Source organism: Flavobacterium sp. MMS24-S5 (assembly GCF_050320125.1).
Classification (GTDB): domain Bacteria; phylum Bacteroidota; class Bacteroidia; order Flavobacteriales; family Flavobacteriaceae; genus Flavobacterium; species Flavobacterium tyrosinilyticum.
Map to the genome: position 1 here is coordinate 638,124 of NZ_CP190016.1, position 19,376 is coordinate 657,499.

12 protein-coding genes and 3 pseudogenes are annotated in these 19,376 nt (G+C 34.5%); 11 read left to right on the forward strand and 4 right to left on the reverse strand.

The annotated features are described in order from the left end of the window. Positions 1–15 precede the first annotated feature (15 nt). The gene (locus tag ACPWTF_RS02720) at positions 16–2,322 is read right to left on the reverse strand and encodes a TonB-dependent receptor (RefSeq protein ID WP_427874296.1); all 2,307 of its coding nucleotides are present in this window, start codon (positions 2,320–2,322) and stop codon (positions 16–18) included. Positions 2,323–2,513: 191 nt separating this feature from the next. Here ACPWTF_RS02720 and ACPWTF_RS02725 point away from each other — a divergent pair, with 191 nt between their 5' ends. From ACPWTF_RS02725 to ACPWTF_RS02755, 7 genes and pseudogenes are all read left to right on the forward strand, one after another. After that, positions 2,514–3,545 carry a helix-turn-helix transcriptional regulator gene (locus tag ACPWTF_RS02725; protein WP_427874297.1) on the forward strand — a complete coding sequence of 344 codons (1,032 nt, stop codon included), beginning with the start codon at positions 2,514–2,516 and terminating at the stop codon, positions 3,543–3,545. 528 nt (positions 3,546–4,073) lie between these two features. Continuing rightward, entirely contained in the window at positions 4,074–4,388 is a 315-nt protein-coding gene (locus ACPWTF_RS02730) for a hypothetical protein (protein ID WP_427874298.1), read from the forward strand. A 113-nt stretch (positions 4,389–4,501) separates the two neighbouring features. Further along, a complete protein-coding gene (locus ACPWTF_RS02735; protein WP_427874299.1) occupies positions 4,502–6,763 on the forward strand; it encodes a CocE/NonD family hydrolase in 2,262 nt (753 codons plus the stop codon). Between the two features lie 14 nt (positions 6,764–6,777). Continuing rightward, on the forward strand, positions 6,778–7,338 hold the full coding sequence (locus tag ACPWTF_RS02740; RefSeq protein WP_427874300.1) for a 2'-5' RNA ligase family protein: 561 nt from the start codon (positions 6,778–6,780) through the stop codon (positions 7,336–7,338). A gap of 201 nt (positions 7,339–7,539) precedes the next feature. After that, complete coding sequence (locus ACPWTF_RS02745) at positions 7,540–8,463, forward strand: helix-turn-helix domain-containing protein (protein ID WP_202004485.1); 924 nt, start codon at positions 7,540–7,542, stop codon at positions 8,461–8,463. A gap of 212 nt (positions 8,464–8,675) precedes the next feature. After that, on the forward strand, positions 8,676–9,398 hold the full coding sequence (locus ACPWTF_RS02750) for an SDR family oxidoreductase (RefSeq protein ID WP_427874301.1): 723 nt from the start codon (positions 8,676–8,678) through the stop codon (positions 9,396–9,398). Positions 9,399–9,682: 284 nt separating this feature from the next. Then, positions 9,683–10,448 (forward strand): annotated as a pseudogene (locus tag ACPWTF_RS02755) (SDR family oxidoreductase). Positions 10,449–11,004: 556 nt separating this feature from the next. On the opposite strand, the gene ACPWTF_RS02760 reads toward ACPWTF_RS02755, so the two are convergent. The 3 genes and pseudogenes from ACPWTF_RS02760 to ACPWTF_RS02770 all read right to left on the reverse strand — a co-directional run bounded on the left by ACPWTF_RS02760 (position 11,005) and on the right by ACPWTF_RS02770 (position 13,341). Then, positions 11,005–11,478 carry a hypothetical protein gene (locus ACPWTF_RS02760; protein WP_250836471.1) on the reverse strand — a complete coding sequence of 158 codons (474 nt, stop codon included), beginning with the start codon at positions 11,476–11,478 and terminating at the stop codon, positions 11,005–11,007. A 123-nt stretch (positions 11,479–11,601) separates the two neighbouring features. Continuing rightward, positions 11,602–12,307: pseudogene (locus tag ACPWTF_RS02765) on the reverse strand (LytR/AlgR family response regulator transcription factor). Next, positions 12,304–13,341 (reverse strand): sensor histidine kinase, encoded by a 1,038-nt coding sequence (locus ACPWTF_RS02770; RefSeq protein WP_427874302.1) that lies wholly within the window; start codon positions 13,339–13,341, stop codon positions 12,304–12,306. The pseudogene ACPWTF_RS02765 and the gene ACPWTF_RS02770 overlap by 4 nt, the downstream one beginning before the upstream one ends. A 174-nt stretch (positions 13,342–13,515) precedes the next feature. Between ACPWTF_RS02770 and ACPWTF_RS02775 the strand changes: the two genes are divergently transcribed. From ACPWTF_RS02775 to ACPWTF_RS02790, 4 genes and pseudogenes are all read left to right on the forward strand, one after another. Next, positions 13,516–13,911, forward strand: coding sequence for a hypothetical protein (locus tag ACPWTF_RS02775; protein WP_427874303.1), 396 nt, complete (start codon positions 13,516–13,518; stop codon positions 13,909–13,911). Further along, the gene (locus ACPWTF_RS02780) at positions 13,856–14,902 is read left to right on the forward strand and encodes a TolC family protein (protein WP_427874304.1); all 1,047 of its coding nucleotides are present in this window, start codon (positions 13,856–13,858) and stop codon (positions 14,900–14,902) included. Before ACPWTF_RS02775 ends, ACPWTF_RS02780 begins: the two co-directional genes overlap by 56 nt. Positions 14,903–14,914: 12 nt before the next feature. Continuing rightward, a pseudogene (locus ACPWTF_RS02785) lies at positions 14,915–18,198 on the forward strand (efflux RND transporter permease subunit). Next, positions 18,188–19,276, forward strand: coding sequence for an efflux RND transporter periplasmic adaptor subunit (locus ACPWTF_RS02790; RefSeq protein WP_320495829.1), 1,089 nt, complete (start codon positions 18,188–18,190; stop codon positions 19,274–19,276). The pseudogene ACPWTF_RS02785 and the gene ACPWTF_RS02790 overlap by 11 nt, the downstream one beginning before the upstream one ends. Positions 19,277–19,376 lie beyond the last annotated feature (100 nt).

The following is a 19,376-nucleotide window of genomic DNA, read 5'->3' on the forward strand; positions in this document are numbered from 1 at the left end:
GTGTTTGTATTAAATTTAATTATTTGATTTACTGAAGTAATATCTCAACTTGATGTAAAAAGCTCTACTTGGTTTTTGTAAGGAGAAATTATCGTAAAGCTTATTGTCTAAAAGGTTTTTACATTCTAAAGCAATATTGTATTTTCCGTTTGCCATAGTATAGACTGCATTTAAATCATGGCTAAACTGTTGTGGAATTTCCAGTTTGCTATCTTTGCTTCCCATACTTGGCCAAGACAAATAGTACGTATGCACATAAAGCAGATTGTAACCAACAGAAAGATTGTTTCCTTTTTTCCAAACATTATTAAAGAACATTGTCGCATCTGCATTACCAAATAAATAAGGCATATTCGGAATTCTGTCATTATAAAAAGGAGATACATAGTTCTGATTAGGCTCGTACATTGTTTTGTTTCTAATGTCCTGGTATGTAGCATTGAAACCAGCCGTAAAACGATTCGAGTATGAATATCTTACCTCACCATCAATACCATAATTCGTCACTTTTCCCTGATTGACATTGGTTGTCATGGTTTGATTATTATTCAATGTCGGACGAATAAAGTCTACTGCATTTCTATGCAAAAGATTTACATCAAATGATAACGCGTTCTTTTCGCTGAAACTCGTTTGATAACTTGCTCCTAAATTATAATTGTCGCTAGATTCTGGTTTCAAAGCAAGATTTCCTTCTAAATTATCATTGACATTACCAAAGATTTCCTCAGGACTTGGCAATCTATACGTCTTTTCATAAGAAGCTTTAATCTGCAGATTACGTTTTAAATAATAACTCGTAGCCGCTCCATAACCAGTTGTAGAAGTATGGTCTACATATTTCTGATAAGCAATATCTCCTGTAGCTCCTGAAGGATTGTAACTTCTTGAATAAGTAGTTTTTAATGAATAATCTTTTAAGAATACAGAAGTACTCCACTTATCATTGTAATCTAATTTATACCCCAATCCTAAAACATTTTTTTGCGTTTTTTTAGGCTGTTTATAAACCAATGATTCAGGAACCAACTCATCACTTTCTTTACGATCGAACGTATTAAACGTATTATTGACCATAAAAGAGTGTCTGTCATTAAGCGTATAAGTCGCGTTGGCTGTTGCTATACCATTGTTGTTATAGAACTTACGAAGCGTTCGGCTTCTTTCTCCTCCTGCTCCTTCATATTGTTTGTAATCGCCAAACCAATTGTATCTTCTAAAAACAGTATCAATATTCTGTTCGTAACCAAAATTGTAATTACCTGTTACATTTACATTAAGGCCTTTAGTAAACAAATCTTTTACCTGATATTTTAAAGTTGGCATTACAATGCTTCCTTTTCTGTAAATCTTTCCAAAAACACTTACCATTCTTGCACCGGTTTGTATATCTGCTTGATTTTCTCCGCCAGTAAAACCAAGCATTAATTTATCAGCATATTTTTTACCCGTTACTCCAACATTTACAATCACGGTTTCGTTACGGTACTTATCGTGAAAACGTCTCACTCTCTGATTTGGGAAATAAGCCCCCGTATTTAAATCGGCTACATCTACATTTACCCAATAATTATTATCTGAATAGTTTTGAAAAGCATTAATTTCTGCTGTAAAACCGCTTTTTGCCGTATAACCCGCGTTTATGCTTGAACGATGCGTATTAAAAGATCCGAAGGAATAAGAAGCATCTACAAAAGTTCTTGGTTTACTATTCGTTACAATATTTATTGCTCCACCCAAAGCATCTCCTCCTAGCCAAATTGGCACAACACCTTTGTAAACCTCTACACGATCGGCAAGATTGATCGGAATATTATTCATCTGAAAAGAAGAACCAAAATTATCCATCGGAACTCCATCAATAAAAACTTTAATCTGATTTCCTGAGAATCCGTTTATAGAAAGCTCCGATCTAGAACCTACTCCACCCGCTTCACGGTTACGCACACCAGAAACACGGTCCAAAGCATGTGATAAATCTAGAGTTGAATTGTGTAGTTTTTTAGCATCAATGGCAGTTACACTGTAAGATTGTTTATTTACTTTATCCGTTTGAGATCTTCCCAATACGGTTACACTTTCTAACTCCTGCAATTCGCCTTCCATTTTAATGGAAACATCCAAATTGCCTGAAACTTCAATCTGTTTTTTCTGAACTGCAAATCCCATTGCAGAGATTTTTAATGTATGTTTTCCTGATGGTACATTTTTTAAAATATAGTTTCCGTTTTCATCTGACATAACACTTAAACCTGTTTTTTCGATGATAACTGTTGCAAACGGAATTGTTTCTCCAGAATTTTCAACAACTTTTCCAGACACTGTGAAGCCTTGATTTTGCTGGGAAAATGATAAGAACGTGGTTAGAAAAAATAAACTGGCACATAAAAATTTTTGAGTTGACATATCTTTAATTAGACTAATTATAAATAACTTTGCTGCAAAAGTACCATCAACGTCTCCAAAAAAGATAGGGAAAAACGGATTATTATTTTGTAAAAACGGATTATATTTTGAAAATCAAAGCCACTCTTCTAACTTCTCAAACGCCCATCATTAAAATTCAAATTGGAGATAAATATTATCCGAAAAGTATTTTAACCGAAGAAAATGTTCATATTGAAAATGACCATTCGGAAAAAATAATTAGTCGCCATTTCATCACCGAAGGATTAGTTCTATTGGATACGCAATTGTACTTCTCCAATTCTAAAACTATTCTTTTTGAAATTGACGAAGAATCAATTGTTATGAATTTCATTTATAGCAGTAACATAGAAGCGCATATCGATCAATTGGAAAGCGAAAAGTATTCTAAAGAAAATACTCATAATATATTTTACACCAATAATTTTAAAGGATCATTTAAGATTCCAGCTCACAAAAATGTAAACTATCTTTCGATTATTCTTTCTAAAGAGTTTTATTATAACATCATTAACGAAGATTGGCAGCTGCATGAAAAATTTTCAAAAAAAATTCTTCAGAAGCAATCCGGTTATTTAATCTCAAAATATCTTCCGTTTACACCAGCAATTCAGTGGGTAACTTCTGAGATAAAAAATTGTACAAGAGAAGGTCTTTTAAAAAGAATTTATATCGAAAGTAAAATTAAAGAGCTCCTTATTCATCAGCTCGAAACATTAATTATCAAGCCTTTACCAGCAGAAAATATCAACGAAGAAGATTACAGCAAACTTTTAGAAGCAAAAAAAATACTAGAAAACGATTATCGCAACACCCCTACTCTTCCTGAACTTTCCAGACTTATTTCTCTAAACGAATTCAAATTAAAAAAAGGCTTTAAAGCTTGTTTTGGAACAACTGTAAAAAGTTACATCATTAAACTTAGAATGGAGCACGCCAAAGAATTATTTCAAGCCAAAGCCTTTACGGTAAGCGAAGCGGCGTATAAATGCGGTTATAAAGACGTTTCTCATTTCTCGGCCGCGTTTAAAAACTATTACGGATTTTCTCCTCAGAAATTTAAAATCAATACCGATATCCTTCAGTTTTGGTTTCTCGCCTTTTCATTTATATGCTAAAAAAAGGGTTTTAAAATTCAGTCCGTCGACTTCCTCTTAAAACCCTTAAAATAAGACATTAATGTATAATCTAAACTTTTATACAAGTACCCACGATCAAATGAATATGTCAAAATTTAATTCAAAAAAAATGTTTCTCCAAAAAACATGAATTAGTTAAAATCTAAAAAATGATATTCTAAAAAAGGTAAAAACAGCATTTGTTTTTAAATTTCAACATGCCAAAAGTAAAGCCCTAAAAAGAGAATACCTTACGGTTTTCCTCATTGCATCAAAAAATTAACAACATTATTTACAATTAAAAACCTTAAGTTATTGTACTGCAAAATATTGTCAAAATATACTTTAACGAAATTTTAGCATAATAAAATATCGAATTCATACATAAAACCTGAAAAAAGAGCCGAAAAAAAATATTTCTTATCCTAGATTAAGTCTCTTTTTCCAAAACCCTCCCTACATTTGTATGTAATTGATTAATTAGATAATTAGAATCTCAGAACTTTAGCATCTTAGAACCTCAAAAAAATGAAACAACTGCAATTTTTATTACTCGGAAAAAACGAAGCTATTTTGGCTATTTTACTTCGTCTCGTTAATGCAGATGAAAACTGGAATGCCGTAGCTTTTAATAATGAAAAAGAAGCACAAGAATACTTTCAAAATAATACCATTGATATTGTTCTTTTGAGTTCTGCTATTGAAGATCATGTCGAAAAAGAATTTACTTCTTTCTGCTTAAAAAATCAGCCAAATGTTGAAGTCATTGAGCATTTTGGTGGCGGAAGCGGTTTATTGAAATCTGAAATTCTACATCGATTGCATCTAAAAGGAAAGATTTAGCATACATTTTTCTTTTTTAAATATAATAAAATCCACTTATTGATTATAAGAAATTTATGCTATTTTTGAGAACACAAATTTAAACCAACACCTCAAAAAGTAAGTTTCTTAAGATGAAAAAAAGCATCATTCTTTTATTAATTTGTTTTTCCTTTCAAATAGGAACTTCACAAAAAATCTATTTCGAAAAAAGCAATTACAAAGACAGTATAACTCTTAGCAAAAGCATACCGCTTCTTGCGAAAAAAGCACTTCCACTTTATAAAAATCCAAGCAAAGCTTCCTATTTAGATAATTATGCCAGAATACAATCTGTAGCAGGAGATTTTAAAGGAATGCATGAAACTTTTGTGACCTATTCGCAGGAAATTTTAGGCGATAGTATTGCCAATAGACCTTTAGGGTTTGTTTACAAAATTTATGGAAAAACAGCATCAAAAGAACCTAAAACAAAAGCTGATTTTGAAAAAGTTTTTACAACTGAGTTTTACAAATTATACAACACATTAAATACAGATGGAAAAAGCTGGGCAGAAGGATATTATGAATTAAAATTATCCGACATTAAAAAAGATTTTGAAACACAGCTTAAAGCGGTTCAAGATAATGACAGCATAAGTGTAGAAAATGCAGCGCAATTGTGCCGACAATATTCTCGCTATTTGATTTTAAGCAAAACACTTTCTATTGCTCATAAAATAATTGCAAAAATCGAAGCCGATACTTATATAATAGAACGCGATATCATTATTACATTGCCCAACGGAAGTACAATTTCTGCTACGATGGTTAGACTTAAAAATGTATCTGAACCACAGCCTGTGGTAATGAAATATAATATCTATGCAGGAAATGAAGTTAGCGACTGCAAAGAAATTGCGAATATGGGCTATGTGGGTTTTGTTGCCAATACACGCGGCAAACGTTTAAGCAATGATCCAATAGAACCTTATGAACACGATGGCGACGATGCGTATCATATTTTGGACTGGGTTAGCAAACAACAGTGGTGCAATGGTAAAATCGGATTATACGGCGGTAGTTATTTAGGATTTAGCCAATGGAGCGCGGTAAAAAAAGTACATCCTGCTTTAAAAACAATTGTACCGTTAGTTTCTGTTGGTGCAGGAATTGATTTTCCGATGCAAAATGGCATTTTTATGAGTTATGCTTTAAAATGGATTCATCTGGTTGCCAATACCAAATTAACAGATCTCAATAGCTTTTTGAACAGCAAAAAATGGGACGAAGTTTTTACGCAATATTATAAAACCGGAGCCAGTTTCCGTTCCTTAGACAAAATTGAAGGCAATCCTTGCCCTTTGTTTCAAAGATGGCTAGAACATCCTGCTTATGATAGCTACTGGCAGAATATGACGCCTCAAAAAGAAGCTTTTGCTAATATTAATATTCCTATTTTAAGCACAACTGGTTATTACGATGACGATCAGCTTGGGGCGATGTATTACTACAATCAATACCAAAAATATAATAAAAGCGATAATTATTATCTTATAATCGGGCCGTATGATCATGGCGGTTCGCAAGGCACTCCTCGAAAAGAATTAGGAGGTTACACTATCGATGAGGCGGCAAATATCCCAATTAATGCCATTATTTTTCAATGGTTTGACCATATTTTGAAAGGTGCAAAACGTCCTGAAATTTTGAAGGATAAAGTAAACTTTGAAATTATGGGCAAAAATGAATGGAAAAGTGTTTCTTCGTTAGACAAAATGCACAATGATAATCTAACCTTTTATTTAAGCGGCAACAATTCGAAATACTCCTTACAAAAAACAGCTCCTAAAAAGGCCGTTGCTATTAATCAAACGGTTGATTTTACAGATCGATCTGAAATTAATATCTATAATGATGACTACGTAAATGGTTTTCCTAAAGTTATAGATTCGATTTTTAAACCCGAAAAACATCTGTTGGTTTTTGAAAGTGATCCTCTTGAAAATGCAACTATAATAAGCGGTTCCTTAAAAACGTCGTTAAAAATAAGCATCAACAAAAAAGACATTGATGTCGAAATACAGCTTTACGAAAAAACAGCCAAAGGTCAATATTTTGCTTTAACCAACAATTTGCAAAGAGCCAGTTTTGCAAAAGACAGAACCAAAAGACAATTATTGACTCCTAATAAAATAGAAACAATTGACATTGAACAAACTTTTATAATTTCTAAAGAATTAGAAAAAGGAAGTTCGATTGTAATCGTATTAGGAGCTAACAAAAATCCAAACTGGGAAGTTAATTACGGTACCGGTAAAAATGTGAGCGATGAAACCATTGCTGATGCTAAAGAACCTTTACAAATAAAATGGTATTCTGACAGCAAAATCATAATTCCGATTTTAAAATTGTAAAATATTTTTCAGTTATGGAAAAAACATATTCGGTTGTATTTTATTCTAAAGGATTAGTAGAGCCTGTTAAAAAATTGAAAGACTTTTTGAAAAGCAAAATCGATTGGTACAACAGCTGCAATTCTGAAGCGCATATTACGATTTGTGAGTTTACAATTGACGAGTCTCAATTCGATTCTATCAAGCAGAAGCTTTCAAAAGTTTCGGATACTTTTACGCCTTTTGAAGTGTCTTTAAATCACTTTGATTCTTTTCCGAATGCTGGCGCTTTTTTTATTGGTGTAACCGAAGATTCAGAAAAAAATCTTGTTCCGATTATGAAAAAGATTCATGAAACTTTGAAGTTTTTAAAACTCAAAAAAAGCGACAACCCGCATCTATCAATAGGACGAAGATTAACTCCCGAAAATCTTAAAATTGCTTCTGAGCTTTTTACCACAATTGATATTCAATTTGAATGCAATGAAATTGTTTTAAGAGAATTTGATCCCAAAGTGAAACAGTTTTTTGTGATTGATGCTTTTCCTTTTGGAAGTAATCCAGAACCTGAGTTTGTGCAGGGGAGTTTGTTTTAATTGTTCTGCCACGAAGGCACTAAGGCACAAAGATTTTTTTAATAATTTTCTCAAGTGCAAAAAAACGCAATTAATGGTTTCAACCAGAACGCAATACAAATCAAATCCCACAACAACATAAAAAACTTTGCGACTTAGCGACTTTGTGGCAAAAATTCGCATAACATTTTTTCGTATATTTGAATTTCGCAATTTACAAATATGAAATCCCTAGATTCCTTTTACCAAGATATTACCGAAGGCTCAACTGTTGATCCTACTTCTTTATTGCCAAACGACATTCAGAAAGAAATCGGGCATTTTAATGTTTTTGATATCAAAGAACTTTTGGAACGTATGAAAGGAAAACCTGGAATGCCCTATGACAGAAGAGCTTATTACAAAATAAGTTTAATTAGAGGTCACAACAAAGCGGAATATGCCGATAAAGTAATCGAAATCGAAAAACAGGGATTGCTATTTGCAACTCCAAAAATTCCGTATAACTATTTACCACAAGACACCAATCAAGGCGGACAATTTTGCGTTTTCACCAGTGAATTTTTATCTAAAAACAAAAGCGGAATTGATCTGGATGAACTGCCAATTTTTGCTTCAGACGGTTATCCGATTTTTCAGCTTTCTGATGAAGAAGTTTCAGAAGTTGAATTGATTTTCAACAAAATACAGAAAGAAATCAACTCGGATTATATTTACAAGTATGATTTGATTCGAAATTATGTGGCGGAGTTAATTCACTTCGGACAAAAATTACAGCCTATTACAGCTTTATATTCTAAACACAATTCGGCAGCAAGAGTTTCTTCTTTGTTTGCTGAATTATTAGAAAGACAATTCCCTATTGAGTCTCCAAATCAGCGATTAGAATTGAGAACAGCGAAAGATTTTGCCGAAAGATTATCTGTTCATGTGAATCATTTAAATAAGGTTCTAAAGGAAAACACCGGAAAAACCACGACAGAATTAATCAGCAACCGACTGACAAACGAAGCCAAAATACTTTTAAAACAAACCGATTGGAATATCTCTGAAATCGCTTATTCGCTTGGTTTTGAAGAATTAGCGCATTTCTCTAATTTCTTTAAAAAACAAACTTCTTATACGCCGATTGCTTTTAGAGCTTAAATTTTGTTTCAGGTTTCAGGTTTCAGGTTTCGTAGAACTTTGTCAAAGTTTGAAACTTTGACAAAGTTTAACACAACGTTTTGGAATTTGGAATTTGAATTTTGGAATTTATCACTCGTGATTTGAATTTCGCAAACATCCATTTGATATTTACAACTCCCCAACTCTACTTCGCTCCTACCTTTGTCTCATCAAATTAAAAGAACGAAAAGATGAATTTATCAGACAACAAAATTTTAATTACTGGCGGTGCAAGCGGTATCGGACTTGGACTTGCCGAACGATTTATTCAAGAAAACAATATCGTGATCATTTGCGGCAGAAGAGAATCGGTTTTAAACGACGTAAAAGCAAAATTTCCTTCTATTATTACTAAAGTATGCGACTTATCTATAGAACAAGAACGAATCGCTCTTTACGAATGGATTGCTGCAAATCATCCTGATTTAAACGTTTTAATCAATAATGCAGGAATTCAAAAATGGGTTTCGGTTACTGATGCTAATTTCTACGAAAGTATGAAAGCTGAAATCAGCACCAATATTGAAGCTACTTTGCATTTAACTTCCTTATTTATTCAGTTGCCATCGCTAAAAACAGTGATGAATGTAACTTCTGGATTAGCCTTTTCTCCTTTTGCAAAAGTTCCAGTTTATTCGGCTACAAAAGCATTTTTAAGATCGTTTACACTTTCGCTTCGTCATTTATTAAAAGAAAAAAATATTGAAGTAGTAGAAATTATTCCACCAGCTTTAAATACCGATTTAGGCGGAATCGGTCTTCACGATGCACATCCAAGCGTAAGCAGTTTCATCGAATCTATTTTCGAACAGCTAAAAGAAGGCAAACAGGAATTGACCTTCGGCACAAGCGAAACCAGATTAAACGCAAGCGCAGAAGAATTGAGAAATCATTTTAATGCAATGCATCCGTAGTTTTAATTTAAACACATAGAAACATAGATTTTTGGAGTTAATAAAAAGGCGTTTCACTTTTAATAAAACACATAGCTATGTGTTAGAAACTAGTTTCTTTTTATAGTCTTTTAAAAGAGAAATAAAATCTATGTTTCTATGTGTTTAAATAATAAACTCAACGATTTGTCCTCCTGAGCGAAGTCGAAGGACATTATTACCTTAAAAGGTCTTCGACTCTGCTCAGACTGACAACAAACAGTAAATAATTCACAATTAACCATTCACAATTAACAATTAAAAAAATGGCAGTAAATACAAAAATAGCTCTAGTTACAGGCGGTAGCAGAGGTTTAGGGAAAAACATGGCAATTGCAATTGCAAAAAAAGGACTTGATGTAATTATCACGTACAACAGTAAAAAAGAAGAAGCTGATTTAGTAGTAAAAGAAATTGAAAGTTTAGGTCAAAAAGCGGCTTCATTGCAATTGAACGTAGCGGAATCTGGAACTTTTGATTCTTTCTTTAAAGAAGTAGAAGCAACTTTAAAAAACACATTCAAAACAGACAAATTTGACTTTTTAGTAAACAATGCAGGAATTGGAATTCACAATTCTTTCATTGGAACAACCGAAGCTGAATTTGATCAATTGACTAATATTCAGTTTAAAGGTTCGATTTTTCTTGACTCAAAAAGGATTAAACGTGATGAATGATGGTGGCGGAATCGTAAATATTTCAACAGGTTTAGCACGATTTTCATTTCCTGGTTATGCAGCTTATGCTTCTATGAAAGGAGCTATTGAAACTTTAACCAAATATCAGGCAAAAGAATTGGGTGCAAGAAAAATTAGAGCCAATGTTGTGGCTCCTGGCGCTATCGAAACTGATTTTGGTGGCGGAGTTGTTCGCGACAATGAGCAAATGAACCAACAAATTGCTTCTGTAACGGCTTTAGGAAGAGTTGGTCTTCCTGATGATATTGGCGGTGTTGTTGCCTTTTTATGTACCGAAGATGCAAGATGGGTAAATGCTCAAAGAATTGAAGTTTCTGGAGGAATGATGTTATAAAAATTCCAAATTTAAAATTCCAAATTCCAAGCTTCAGATTTAACCGCAAAGAACGCTAGGGATTACGCAAGGTTCGCAAAGTTTATAGACAAAGCTTTGCGAACTTTGCGCTTATATAACATAAAGCTTAGAAAAAACCTTGTGCTCTTTGCGGTTATTCCAAATTCCAAGCTTCAGGTTTAACCGCAAAGAGCGCAAAGGTTTACGCAAGGTTCGCAAAGTTTTTTACGTAAAGCTTTGCGGACTTTGCGTTTATATAAACATAAAACTTAGAAAAAAACCTAGCGTTCTTTGCGGTTAAAACACACAAAGAATGCCAAGGTTTACGCAAGGTTCGCAAATTTTATAGACAAAGCTTTGCGAACTTTGCGTTTATATAACATAAAGCTTAGAAAAAACCTTGCGCTCTTTGCGGTTAAAACACACAAAGAATATCAACTTGAAACTTGAAACTTCAAACTTGAAACTTGAAACCTAAAAAAAAACAAAACCCGATAAGTAACCAAAAACTCATCGGGTTTGTCATTTCAAATAATATTTGAATTAGTAAAGCGTTTTAGTTTTTTTCTACAGAGACATTAAAACCTCCCTCTGCGTCAAAAACAATATCATAAAATTTAGTATCTTTTTCTACACCGACTTCGTAGGTTGTTTTTTTCTTATCATCTACCACCATTGCAATTTCTAGAATCGCTTTTGCTTTATAATTTTTTTTTAAATACGACTGTGCTTTTATAGGAAGCTGTTTAAACGGGATCTGCAATTCATACGCTTTCATGTTTCCGAGATTATCGTAAATCGCTACTGCTTTGGTTCTGTCATCTACATTGTATCGCGCTTCATACCTGATCTCATCTGCGTCGTCACCAACATATTCTTCCGACCAGACTGGTACTTTTCCCGGATATTCCCTTTCAAAAGCAAATCGGATTTTTTCTGGAGGCGTGACCACTTTTTTCATATTGGTTCCCTCCTGCGCAATTAAAAAACTACTGCATAAAAAAGTAAAAGACAAAAGCACGTTTTTCATAGTTTCATTTTTTAAATTAGACTTTAATAACGTATTAAAAGTACTACTTTTTCATTAAGATAACATGAAGAAATTAACATTTTTCATCTGTACGAAAAACGCCTTTAAAATCAAAGCTTTAGATTACAATTCTAGCTTTTTTAATCGGTCTGTTAGTTCTCTTTTATACGTAATTCCGATTGGGATTCTTTCGTTTTTAATGACCACAAAATCTTTTTCTGTTGCATCAATTTTATCCAGCGCTACGATGTACGATTTATGAATGCGCATAAAACTTTTTTCAGGAAGACATTTTTCAAACTCTGTTGTCGTGATAGAAGCCAGATACGTTCTTTTGATGGTGTGAAGTTTTACGTAATTACCAAAACTCTGCGCATACAAAAGCTGGTTCCAATTCAATTTCCATTAAATAACCATCAACTTTTACACTTACTGAGTTTACAGTTTCTTCTGTCTTTTGCTTTGAATTTTCGGTAGCAAAAAAACGGTCAATTGCTTTTAGAAATCTTGGAAAATAGATTGGTTTTAATAAGTAATCAATCACGCCGTAATCGTAGCTTTCCAATGCAAATTCAGAATAGGCTGTAGTTAAAATAGTTTTGGGATGCGTTGGAAGAATTTTAAGCAATTCCATTCCTGAAATTTCAGGCATATTGATATCCAGAAACATTAAATCGACTGAATTCTCTCTGAGGTAATTCATCGCTTCAATGCCGTTATAGCCTTGAAAAACCAATTCTAACTGCGGGTTCTGTTTAATGTAATTAGCCAGAACATAATGTGCAGCGGGTTCATCATCAATTATAATACATCTTTTTGCTTCTCTCATCCTACAAACTTTTTTAGCTGTATTTCTAAATCAACAATGTAAGTCTTTTTATCGTCCTGAATATCTAATTTATAATCTTTTCCATAAATTAAATTCAAACGTTCGATCGTGTTTTTTAAACCAATTTTAGTCGAAATCACATCATTTTTCTTCGGAATTGAATTGGTAACATGAAGATGCAACAATCCATTTTCAACTTTAATAGCAATTTTTACAAAGCAGTTTTCAATAGCGCAAGTTCCGTGTTTAAATGCATTTTCTATAAACGCGATTAAAAGCATTGGCGAAATTTTATACGTATAATCTTTGTCTACCGTACTGTCAAAAGTAATATCACAGCGATAACCAACACGTTCTTTTTCCAACTGAACATAACTGTTTATAAATTCGAGTTCGTCTTCTAAAGAAACACATTGTTTACTATTGCTTTCTAATTGATAACGCATTAACTGCGAAACCTTCATAATTAAATCTGGCGTTCTGTCTGGAAATTCCAGACTGATACCGTACAGTGTATTAAAAGTATTGAACAAAAAATGCGGATTTAATTGTCCTTTCAATGAATTTAATTGCATTTGATTGAACAATAAAGCCGCATCGGTTTGTTTTCTGTGAATACGATAAAACTTAAAGACAATAATCGGACTCAGAATGCAGACCAAAGTTCCTAAAACACTCGCCAATTGGTACGCATAACTTCTCTGATGCGAGTTTTGATACAAATGGCATTTGGCAAACATATCCATCCTTGTAATTTCATACAAAATGACAGAAAATACAAAAACTCCAAAAAGCGTTAAAATGATATAGGTAAAAGGTTTGTTTGCTTTGAATAAAATAGGAAGCAGAAAAAAGCGATTAAACTGGGCATGCATGTACAAAACGCAATAGAAAAATATACCCATTGCAATAGAAATGAATGAACTAAATAACATCCAATCATTTTTTAGGGTATATATTGTAAAGGAGAAAAGGACAACAGCAACCTCCTGCCACCATTTGTTATCCAGTATGTTATCAATTTTTTTGTTCATTCTTAATTTTGAAATAGTTTACAAAGTACGAACAAATATTTAATTAATTTTTTCAAAAAATGACCAATTCAATTCGTCATTTACTAGTGCAGTACATCACTTAACCTGACTTTTATCAGTATAAGAGAAATAAATTTGTTGCTTCAAAAACATTTCTATTCACACCTTGAGTTTATGTATTTCAAAAAAATTACCTTATTATTTTTATTGATTTTTGCCTCAATCGGTTATGCTCAAACCCTGTCTTTAAAAGAAGCATTAAAGATAGGTCTTGAAAACTACGGTTCTATCCGAGCAAAAAACAATTACACCAATGCATCAAAAGAGACTCTAAAACAATCTCGACGTGATTATCTGCCGAACTTAAATTTATCGGCACAGCAGGATTACGGAACTGTAAACGGACAAAACGGAACCGCTTTATGGTTTTGGAGGTTTAGGAGTTGCTTCATCAGGACTTCCGTTACCAGAACAAAACTGGAACTCGGCTTTTGGCGCACTTTATTTAGTCAACATGAACTGGGATTTTTTCACTTTCGGAAAAACACAGGAAAAAATCAATTTATCTAAAATTGATGTTCAGGCTAAAGAAAAAGATTTACAGCAGGAAAAATTCCAGCAGGAAATCAAAATTTCGGCTGCTTATCTCAATCTATTGGCGAGCCAGAGATTAGTGATTTCACAGCAAAAGAATTTAGATCGTGCAGAAGTTTTCAAAAAGACTGCTGCAGCGAGAGTTAAAAACGGATTATTGGCAGGAGTCGATTCTACTTTGGCTACAGCCGAAGTTTCTAAAGCTAAAATTGCTTTAAACCTTGCTAGAAACTTCGTTAAAGAACAAAACAACAAATTAGTTGATTTAATGGGCGTTGCGCCTCAGGATTTCGTTACAGATACTTTATTTGTAACTCAGATTCCGAAGGAATTAGTAACAAAAGAAGCTTCTACAGATAGTCTTCATCCTTTATTGCAATTCTATAAAACGAAAATCGATTACAGCAACCAGCAGGTTAAATTGTATAAGAGATTTTATTATCCGACCATGAGTGCTTTTGGTGTTTTGCAAACCAGAGCTTCAGGATTTGAAAATACTTATGCTACAGACCAAAATGCTTTTAGCAGAAATTATTGGGATGGCGTAAATCCGGATCGTACTAATTATTTGGTCGGTGTTGGAATTACATGGAATTTAACCACTCCTTTTAGATCAAGCAAACAAGTTAGCGCTCAGAAATTTGTTTCTCAGGCATTGCAGGAAGAATACAATCAGGCCGATAGAGAATTGAAATCGCAATTGAATTTTGCCGAAGATAAGATCAAAATTACTTTAGAAAATTATGCCGAAGCGCCTATTCAAGTTGATGCGGCAAAAAGAGCTTATGTACAGAAATCGACTTTATACAAAAACGGTTTAACTGATTTGACTGATTTAACACAAACGATGTATGTTTTAAATCGCGCTGAAATCGATCGAGATATTGTCAATAACAATGTGTGGCAATCGTACTTATTGAAAGTCGCTGCAACAGGAAATTTTGACTTATTTATAAATGAATTTTAATTATAAATCCTAATGAATTTAATACGTTTTGCACTCCGCAAACCCATCTCCATATTAGTATTGGTTGCGGGTCTATTTTTCTTCGGAATTGGTGCCATCAAAGACATTAAGGTAGACATTCTGCCCAAAATGAATTTGCCGGTTATCTATATCGCGCATCCGTTTGGAGGTTACACGCCAGACCAGATGGAGGCTTATTTTGCCAAAAACTACGTAAACGTTTTACCTTTTTCGAATGGTATCAAATCGGTAGAAACTAAAAATATTCAAGGGTTAATGATTATGAAATTAACCTATTATGAAGGAACCAACATGGCTCAGGCGGCTGCCGAGTTAAGTGCGCTTTCCAACAGAATCCAAGCGGTTTTCCCTCCGGGAACACAGCCTCCGTTTATCATTCGTTTTGATGCTTCTTCACTGCCAATCGGACAATTGGTTTTGAGCAGTAAAATACGTTCAAACAACGAATTACAGGATTTGGCCAACGTTTATGTTCGTGCTTCTTTTACTTCGATTCCTGGTTTATTATCTCCAGCTCCATTTGGAGGAAGTCCAAGAACTATTGAGGTAAACGTAGATCCAGATTTATTGCGTTCTCATAATATGACGCCAGATCAAATCGTGGAAGCGATTCGTTTAAACAACCAAACGGCTCCATCTGGTAACGTACGTATGGGCGACAAAAACTATATTACGCCAACCAATAATACGATTAAAGAAATTAAAGATTTTGAACAGATTCCCTTATTCAAAGGCGGAGTTCAGAACTTAAAATTAGGCGATGTTGCCAATGTAAAAGACGGTGCCGATATCACGGCAGGTTACGCATTAGTAAACGGAAAACGTTCGGTTTATATCAGTATTGCAAAAGCGGGTGACGCTTCGACTTGGGATGTGGTTCAGAAATTGAAAAAAGAGCTTCCTAAAATTCAAAGTACGCTTCCTGAAGATGTAAACATTACGTACGAATTTGACCAGTCGGTTTATGTAATCAACTCGGTTAAAAGTTTGATTACAGAGGGAATTATCGGTGCGGTTCTAACTGGTTTAATGGTTTTATTATTCTTGGGTGACCGCCGTGCAGCATTAATCGTAATTATGACGATTCCGATTTCTATTATCTCTGGAGTTTTATTCCTGAAATTATTCGGACAGACGATTAACTTAATGTCTCTTTCAGGATTGGCTTTGGCAATTGGTATTTTGGTGGATGAAAGTACCGTAACCATCGAAAATATTCACCAGCATCTCGACATGGGAAAACCCAAGGCACTCGCCATTTGGGATGCGTGTCAAGAAATTGCTTTACCTAAATTATTGATCCTTCTTTGTATTCTAGCCGTATTTGCGCCAGCCTTTACCATGGTCGGAATTCCGGGAGCATTGTTCTTGCCTTTGGCTTTGGCGATTGGATTCTCAATGGTTATTTCATTCTTGCTTTCGCAGACTTTTGTTCCTGTAATGGCAAACTGGATGATGAAAGGTCATGAAAAACACGAACATGCACCCAATATCACAGACGACGAAGCAGAATTTAACGCCTGCGGATTGACACCTGAGTCTGAGCAAAATTTAATTGGTCAGAAAAAAGATTTGGTTGAAAGAGAAGATTTCAACAACGACGGAAAAGTAAGCGGTTTCGAAAAATTCAGAAATCGTTTCATGCGAACTTTAGATCGTTTGTTTGTTCATAAAAAAGCAACGACTATTATTTATCTAACAGGATCAATTATTCTGGCGATTGTATTTCTTACTTTTATCGGAAAAGACGTTTTCCCAAGAACCAATTCAAGTCAGTTTCAGTTGAGAATGCGTGCGGTTGACGGAACGCGTTTGGAAAGAACCGAAGAACAAGCCAGAGTTGTTTTAAAAGAATTGGAGAAAATGGTGGGTAAAGATCATATCGGAATCACATCTGTATATGTCGGCCAACACCCTTCTCTATTCTCGATCAACCCGATTTATTTGTTCATGGCAGGTTCTCACGAAGCGGTTTTCCAAGTGAGTTTAAAAGACTATCATGAAGACATGGACGATTTTAAAGATGAGTTTAGAGCAAGACTTAAAAAGGTATTGCCTGATACGAAACTTTCTTTTGAGCCAATCGAATTGACGGATAAAGTTTTAAGCCAAGGTTCTCCTACTCCAATTGAGATTCGAGTTGCCGGAAAAGACAAAAAGAAAAACGAATTATACGCGACTCAAATTGTAGACAAGTTAAAAGCGATTTCGTATTTCAGAGACGTACAGATTGGTCAGCCAATTCATTATCCAGCAATGAATATTGATATTGACAGAACTCGTGCGGCTGAATTAGGAGTTGATATGAATGATATTTCACGTTCATTGGTGGCTTCAACCTCATCTTCTCGTTATACCGAAAAAAATAACTGGGTTGATGAAAAAGCAGGATTGTCGTATTCTGTTCAGGTTCAAGTACCATTAAACAAAATGAAAAGCAAAACTGATATTGGAGAAATTCCGGTATTAAAAAACTCCCTTCGTCCTGTTTTAAGCGACGTTGCCAAAATTACACCGGGATTTGTAAGCGGTGAAAATGACAATTTAGGGCCATGCCATACATTACCGTTACGGCAAACATCTACCAAACCGATTTAGGTACGGCATCAAAAGATGTGAGCAAAACAATTAGTGCCTTGGGCGAATTACCTCGTGGTTTGTTTATCACGCCAATTGGACTAAGTACTGTATTGACTGAAACATTAAGCAGTTTGCAAACGGGGTTATTGGTTGCCGTTTTCGTAATCTTCTTAATGTTGGCCGCTAATTTCCAATCGTTTAAAGTTTCGTTGGTTATTTTAACAACAGTTCCTGCCGTAGTTTTAGGATCTTTATTAATGCTTACGCTTACAGGTTCAACGTTGAATTTACAGTCGTATATGGGAATCATCATGTCGGTTGGAGTTTCTATTGCCAACGCCGTTCTTTTGGTTACGAATGCCGAACAGCTTCGAAAAATAAACGGAAATGCCTTAGAATCTGCGCGTGAAGCGGCTGCGTTGCGTCTTCGTCCCATTATCATGACTTCGGTTGCGATGATTGCGGGAATGTTGCCAATGGCAATTGGTCACGGCGAAGGAGGCGATCAGGTTTCTCCGTTAGGAAGAGCGGTTATTGGCGGATTATTATTTTCTACTTTTGCCGTATTATTAATCCTTCCGCAGATATTTGCGTGGGCACAAGAAAAAACATCGACACAATCTGTTTCTTTAGATCCTGAAGACGAAGAAAGCATCCATTATATCTCATCATTAAAACCAAAAAATGAACACTAAAATTATAAAATATAGCCCGCTGTTTCTAGCAGCAGTATTTTTTCTGAACAGCTGTAATTCTAAAAAAGAAGAAACGGTTAAAGCGGAAATCGAACCTAAAGTAGAAACTTTCGCTTTAGCGAAAGAAAAACTAACAACAGAATTGCGTTTACCAGCCGAATTAACCGGTTTCCAACAAGTTGATTTGTACGCAAAAGTGAGCAGTTTCGTAAAACTATTGAAAGTTGATATTGGTACGAAAGTAAAAAAAGGACAGCTTTTAATCGTTTTAGAAGCACCAGAAATCAGTTCGCAATTGGCTGCTGCCGAATCGAGATTGAAATCTATGGAAGCGATTTACGCAACCAGCAAAAGCACTTACAACCGTTTGTATGAAACGAGCAAGGTTGAAGGAACGATTTCTAAAAACGACTTAGAAATGGCAAGCGGTAAAAAGAATTCTGATTACGCACAACTTCAAGCGGCAATTGCGGCTCATAAAGAAATTGCGATTATGAGAGGTTATCTTGAAATTCGTGCGCCATTTGATGGTGTTGTAGCGGCTAGAAATGTGAATTTAGGTACATTTGTTGGCCCAGCAGGAAAAGGATCAGATTTGCCTTTATTAACGATTCAGGAGCAAAGCAAATTGCGTTTGGCGGTTTCGGTTCCGGAATTGTACACAGGATATTTACACCCAGGCGACGAAATGAGTTTTAATGTAAAATCGTTACCAGAAACTTTTACCGCTAAAATTACCAGAATGTCTGGCGCTTTAGATTTAAAACTTCGTTCTGAAAGAGTCGAAATGGACGTTCACAACACCAAAGGAAATTTATTGCCTGGAATGGTTGCCGAAGTTCTTTTACCGCTTAACGCGAAAGACAGCACATTTGTAGTACCAAAATCGGCGGTGGTAAATTCTGCTGAAGGTTTATATGTGGTGAAAGTGGTAAACCACAAAGCCACAAGAGTTGACATTAAAAAAGGAAGAGAAATCGAAGATAAAATTGAAATTTTCGGCGATTTAACTCCAAACGATAAACTGGTAAAAATTGCCAGCGAAGAAACTAAGGAAGGCGATGTCATAAACGAATAACCTGCGTTTAGTCTTCATTTTAGTGATTACCAAAAACTGTACGCATTCTTAAGGAATGCAAATTTAAAAATTTGCCTAAAAGGGCAGTTCTTCTTTAATT

Bases quoted from the DNA above. Each gene is read 5' to 3' on its own strand.
- ACPWTF_RS02730 (WP_427874298.1), top strand. From the start codon at position 4,074: ATGAAACAACTGCAATTTTTATTACTCGGAAAAAACGAAGCTATTTTG.
- ACPWTF_RS02735 (WP_427874299.1), top strand. From the start codon at position 4,502: ATGAAAAAAAGCATCATTCTTTTATTAATTTGTTTTTCCTTTCAAATA.
- ACPWTF_RS02740 (WP_427874300.1), top strand. From the start codon at position 6,778: ATGGAAAAAACATATTCGGTTGTATTTTATTCTAAAGGATTAGTAGAG.
- ACPWTF_RS02745 (WP_202004485.1), top strand. From the start codon at position 7,540: ATGAAATCCCTAGATTCCTTTTACCAAGATATTACCGAAGGCTCAACT.
- ACPWTF_RS02750 (WP_427874301.1), top strand. From the start codon at position 8,676: ATGAATTTATCAGACAACAAAATTTTAATTACTGGCGGTGCAAGCGGT.
- ACPWTF_RS02760 (WP_250836471.1), bottom strand. From the start codon at position 11,478: ATGAAAAACGTGCTTTTGTCTTTTACTTTTTTATGCAGTAGTTTTTTA.
- ACPWTF_RS02770 (WP_427874302.1), bottom strand. From the start codon at position 13,341: ATGAACAAAAAAATTGATAACATACTGGATAACAAATGGTGGCAGGAG.
- ACPWTF_RS02775 (WP_427874303.1), top strand. From the start codon at position 13,516: ATGTATTTCAAAAAAATTACCTTATTATTTTTATTGATTTTTGCCTCA.
- ACPWTF_RS02780 (WP_427874304.1), top strand. From the start codon at position 13,856: ATGAACTGGGATTTTTTCACTTTCGGAAAAACACAGGAAAAAATCAAT.
- ACPWTF_RS02790 (WP_320495829.1), top strand. From the start codon at position 18,188: ATGAACACTAAAATTATAAAATATAGCCCGCTGTTTCTAGCAGCAGTA.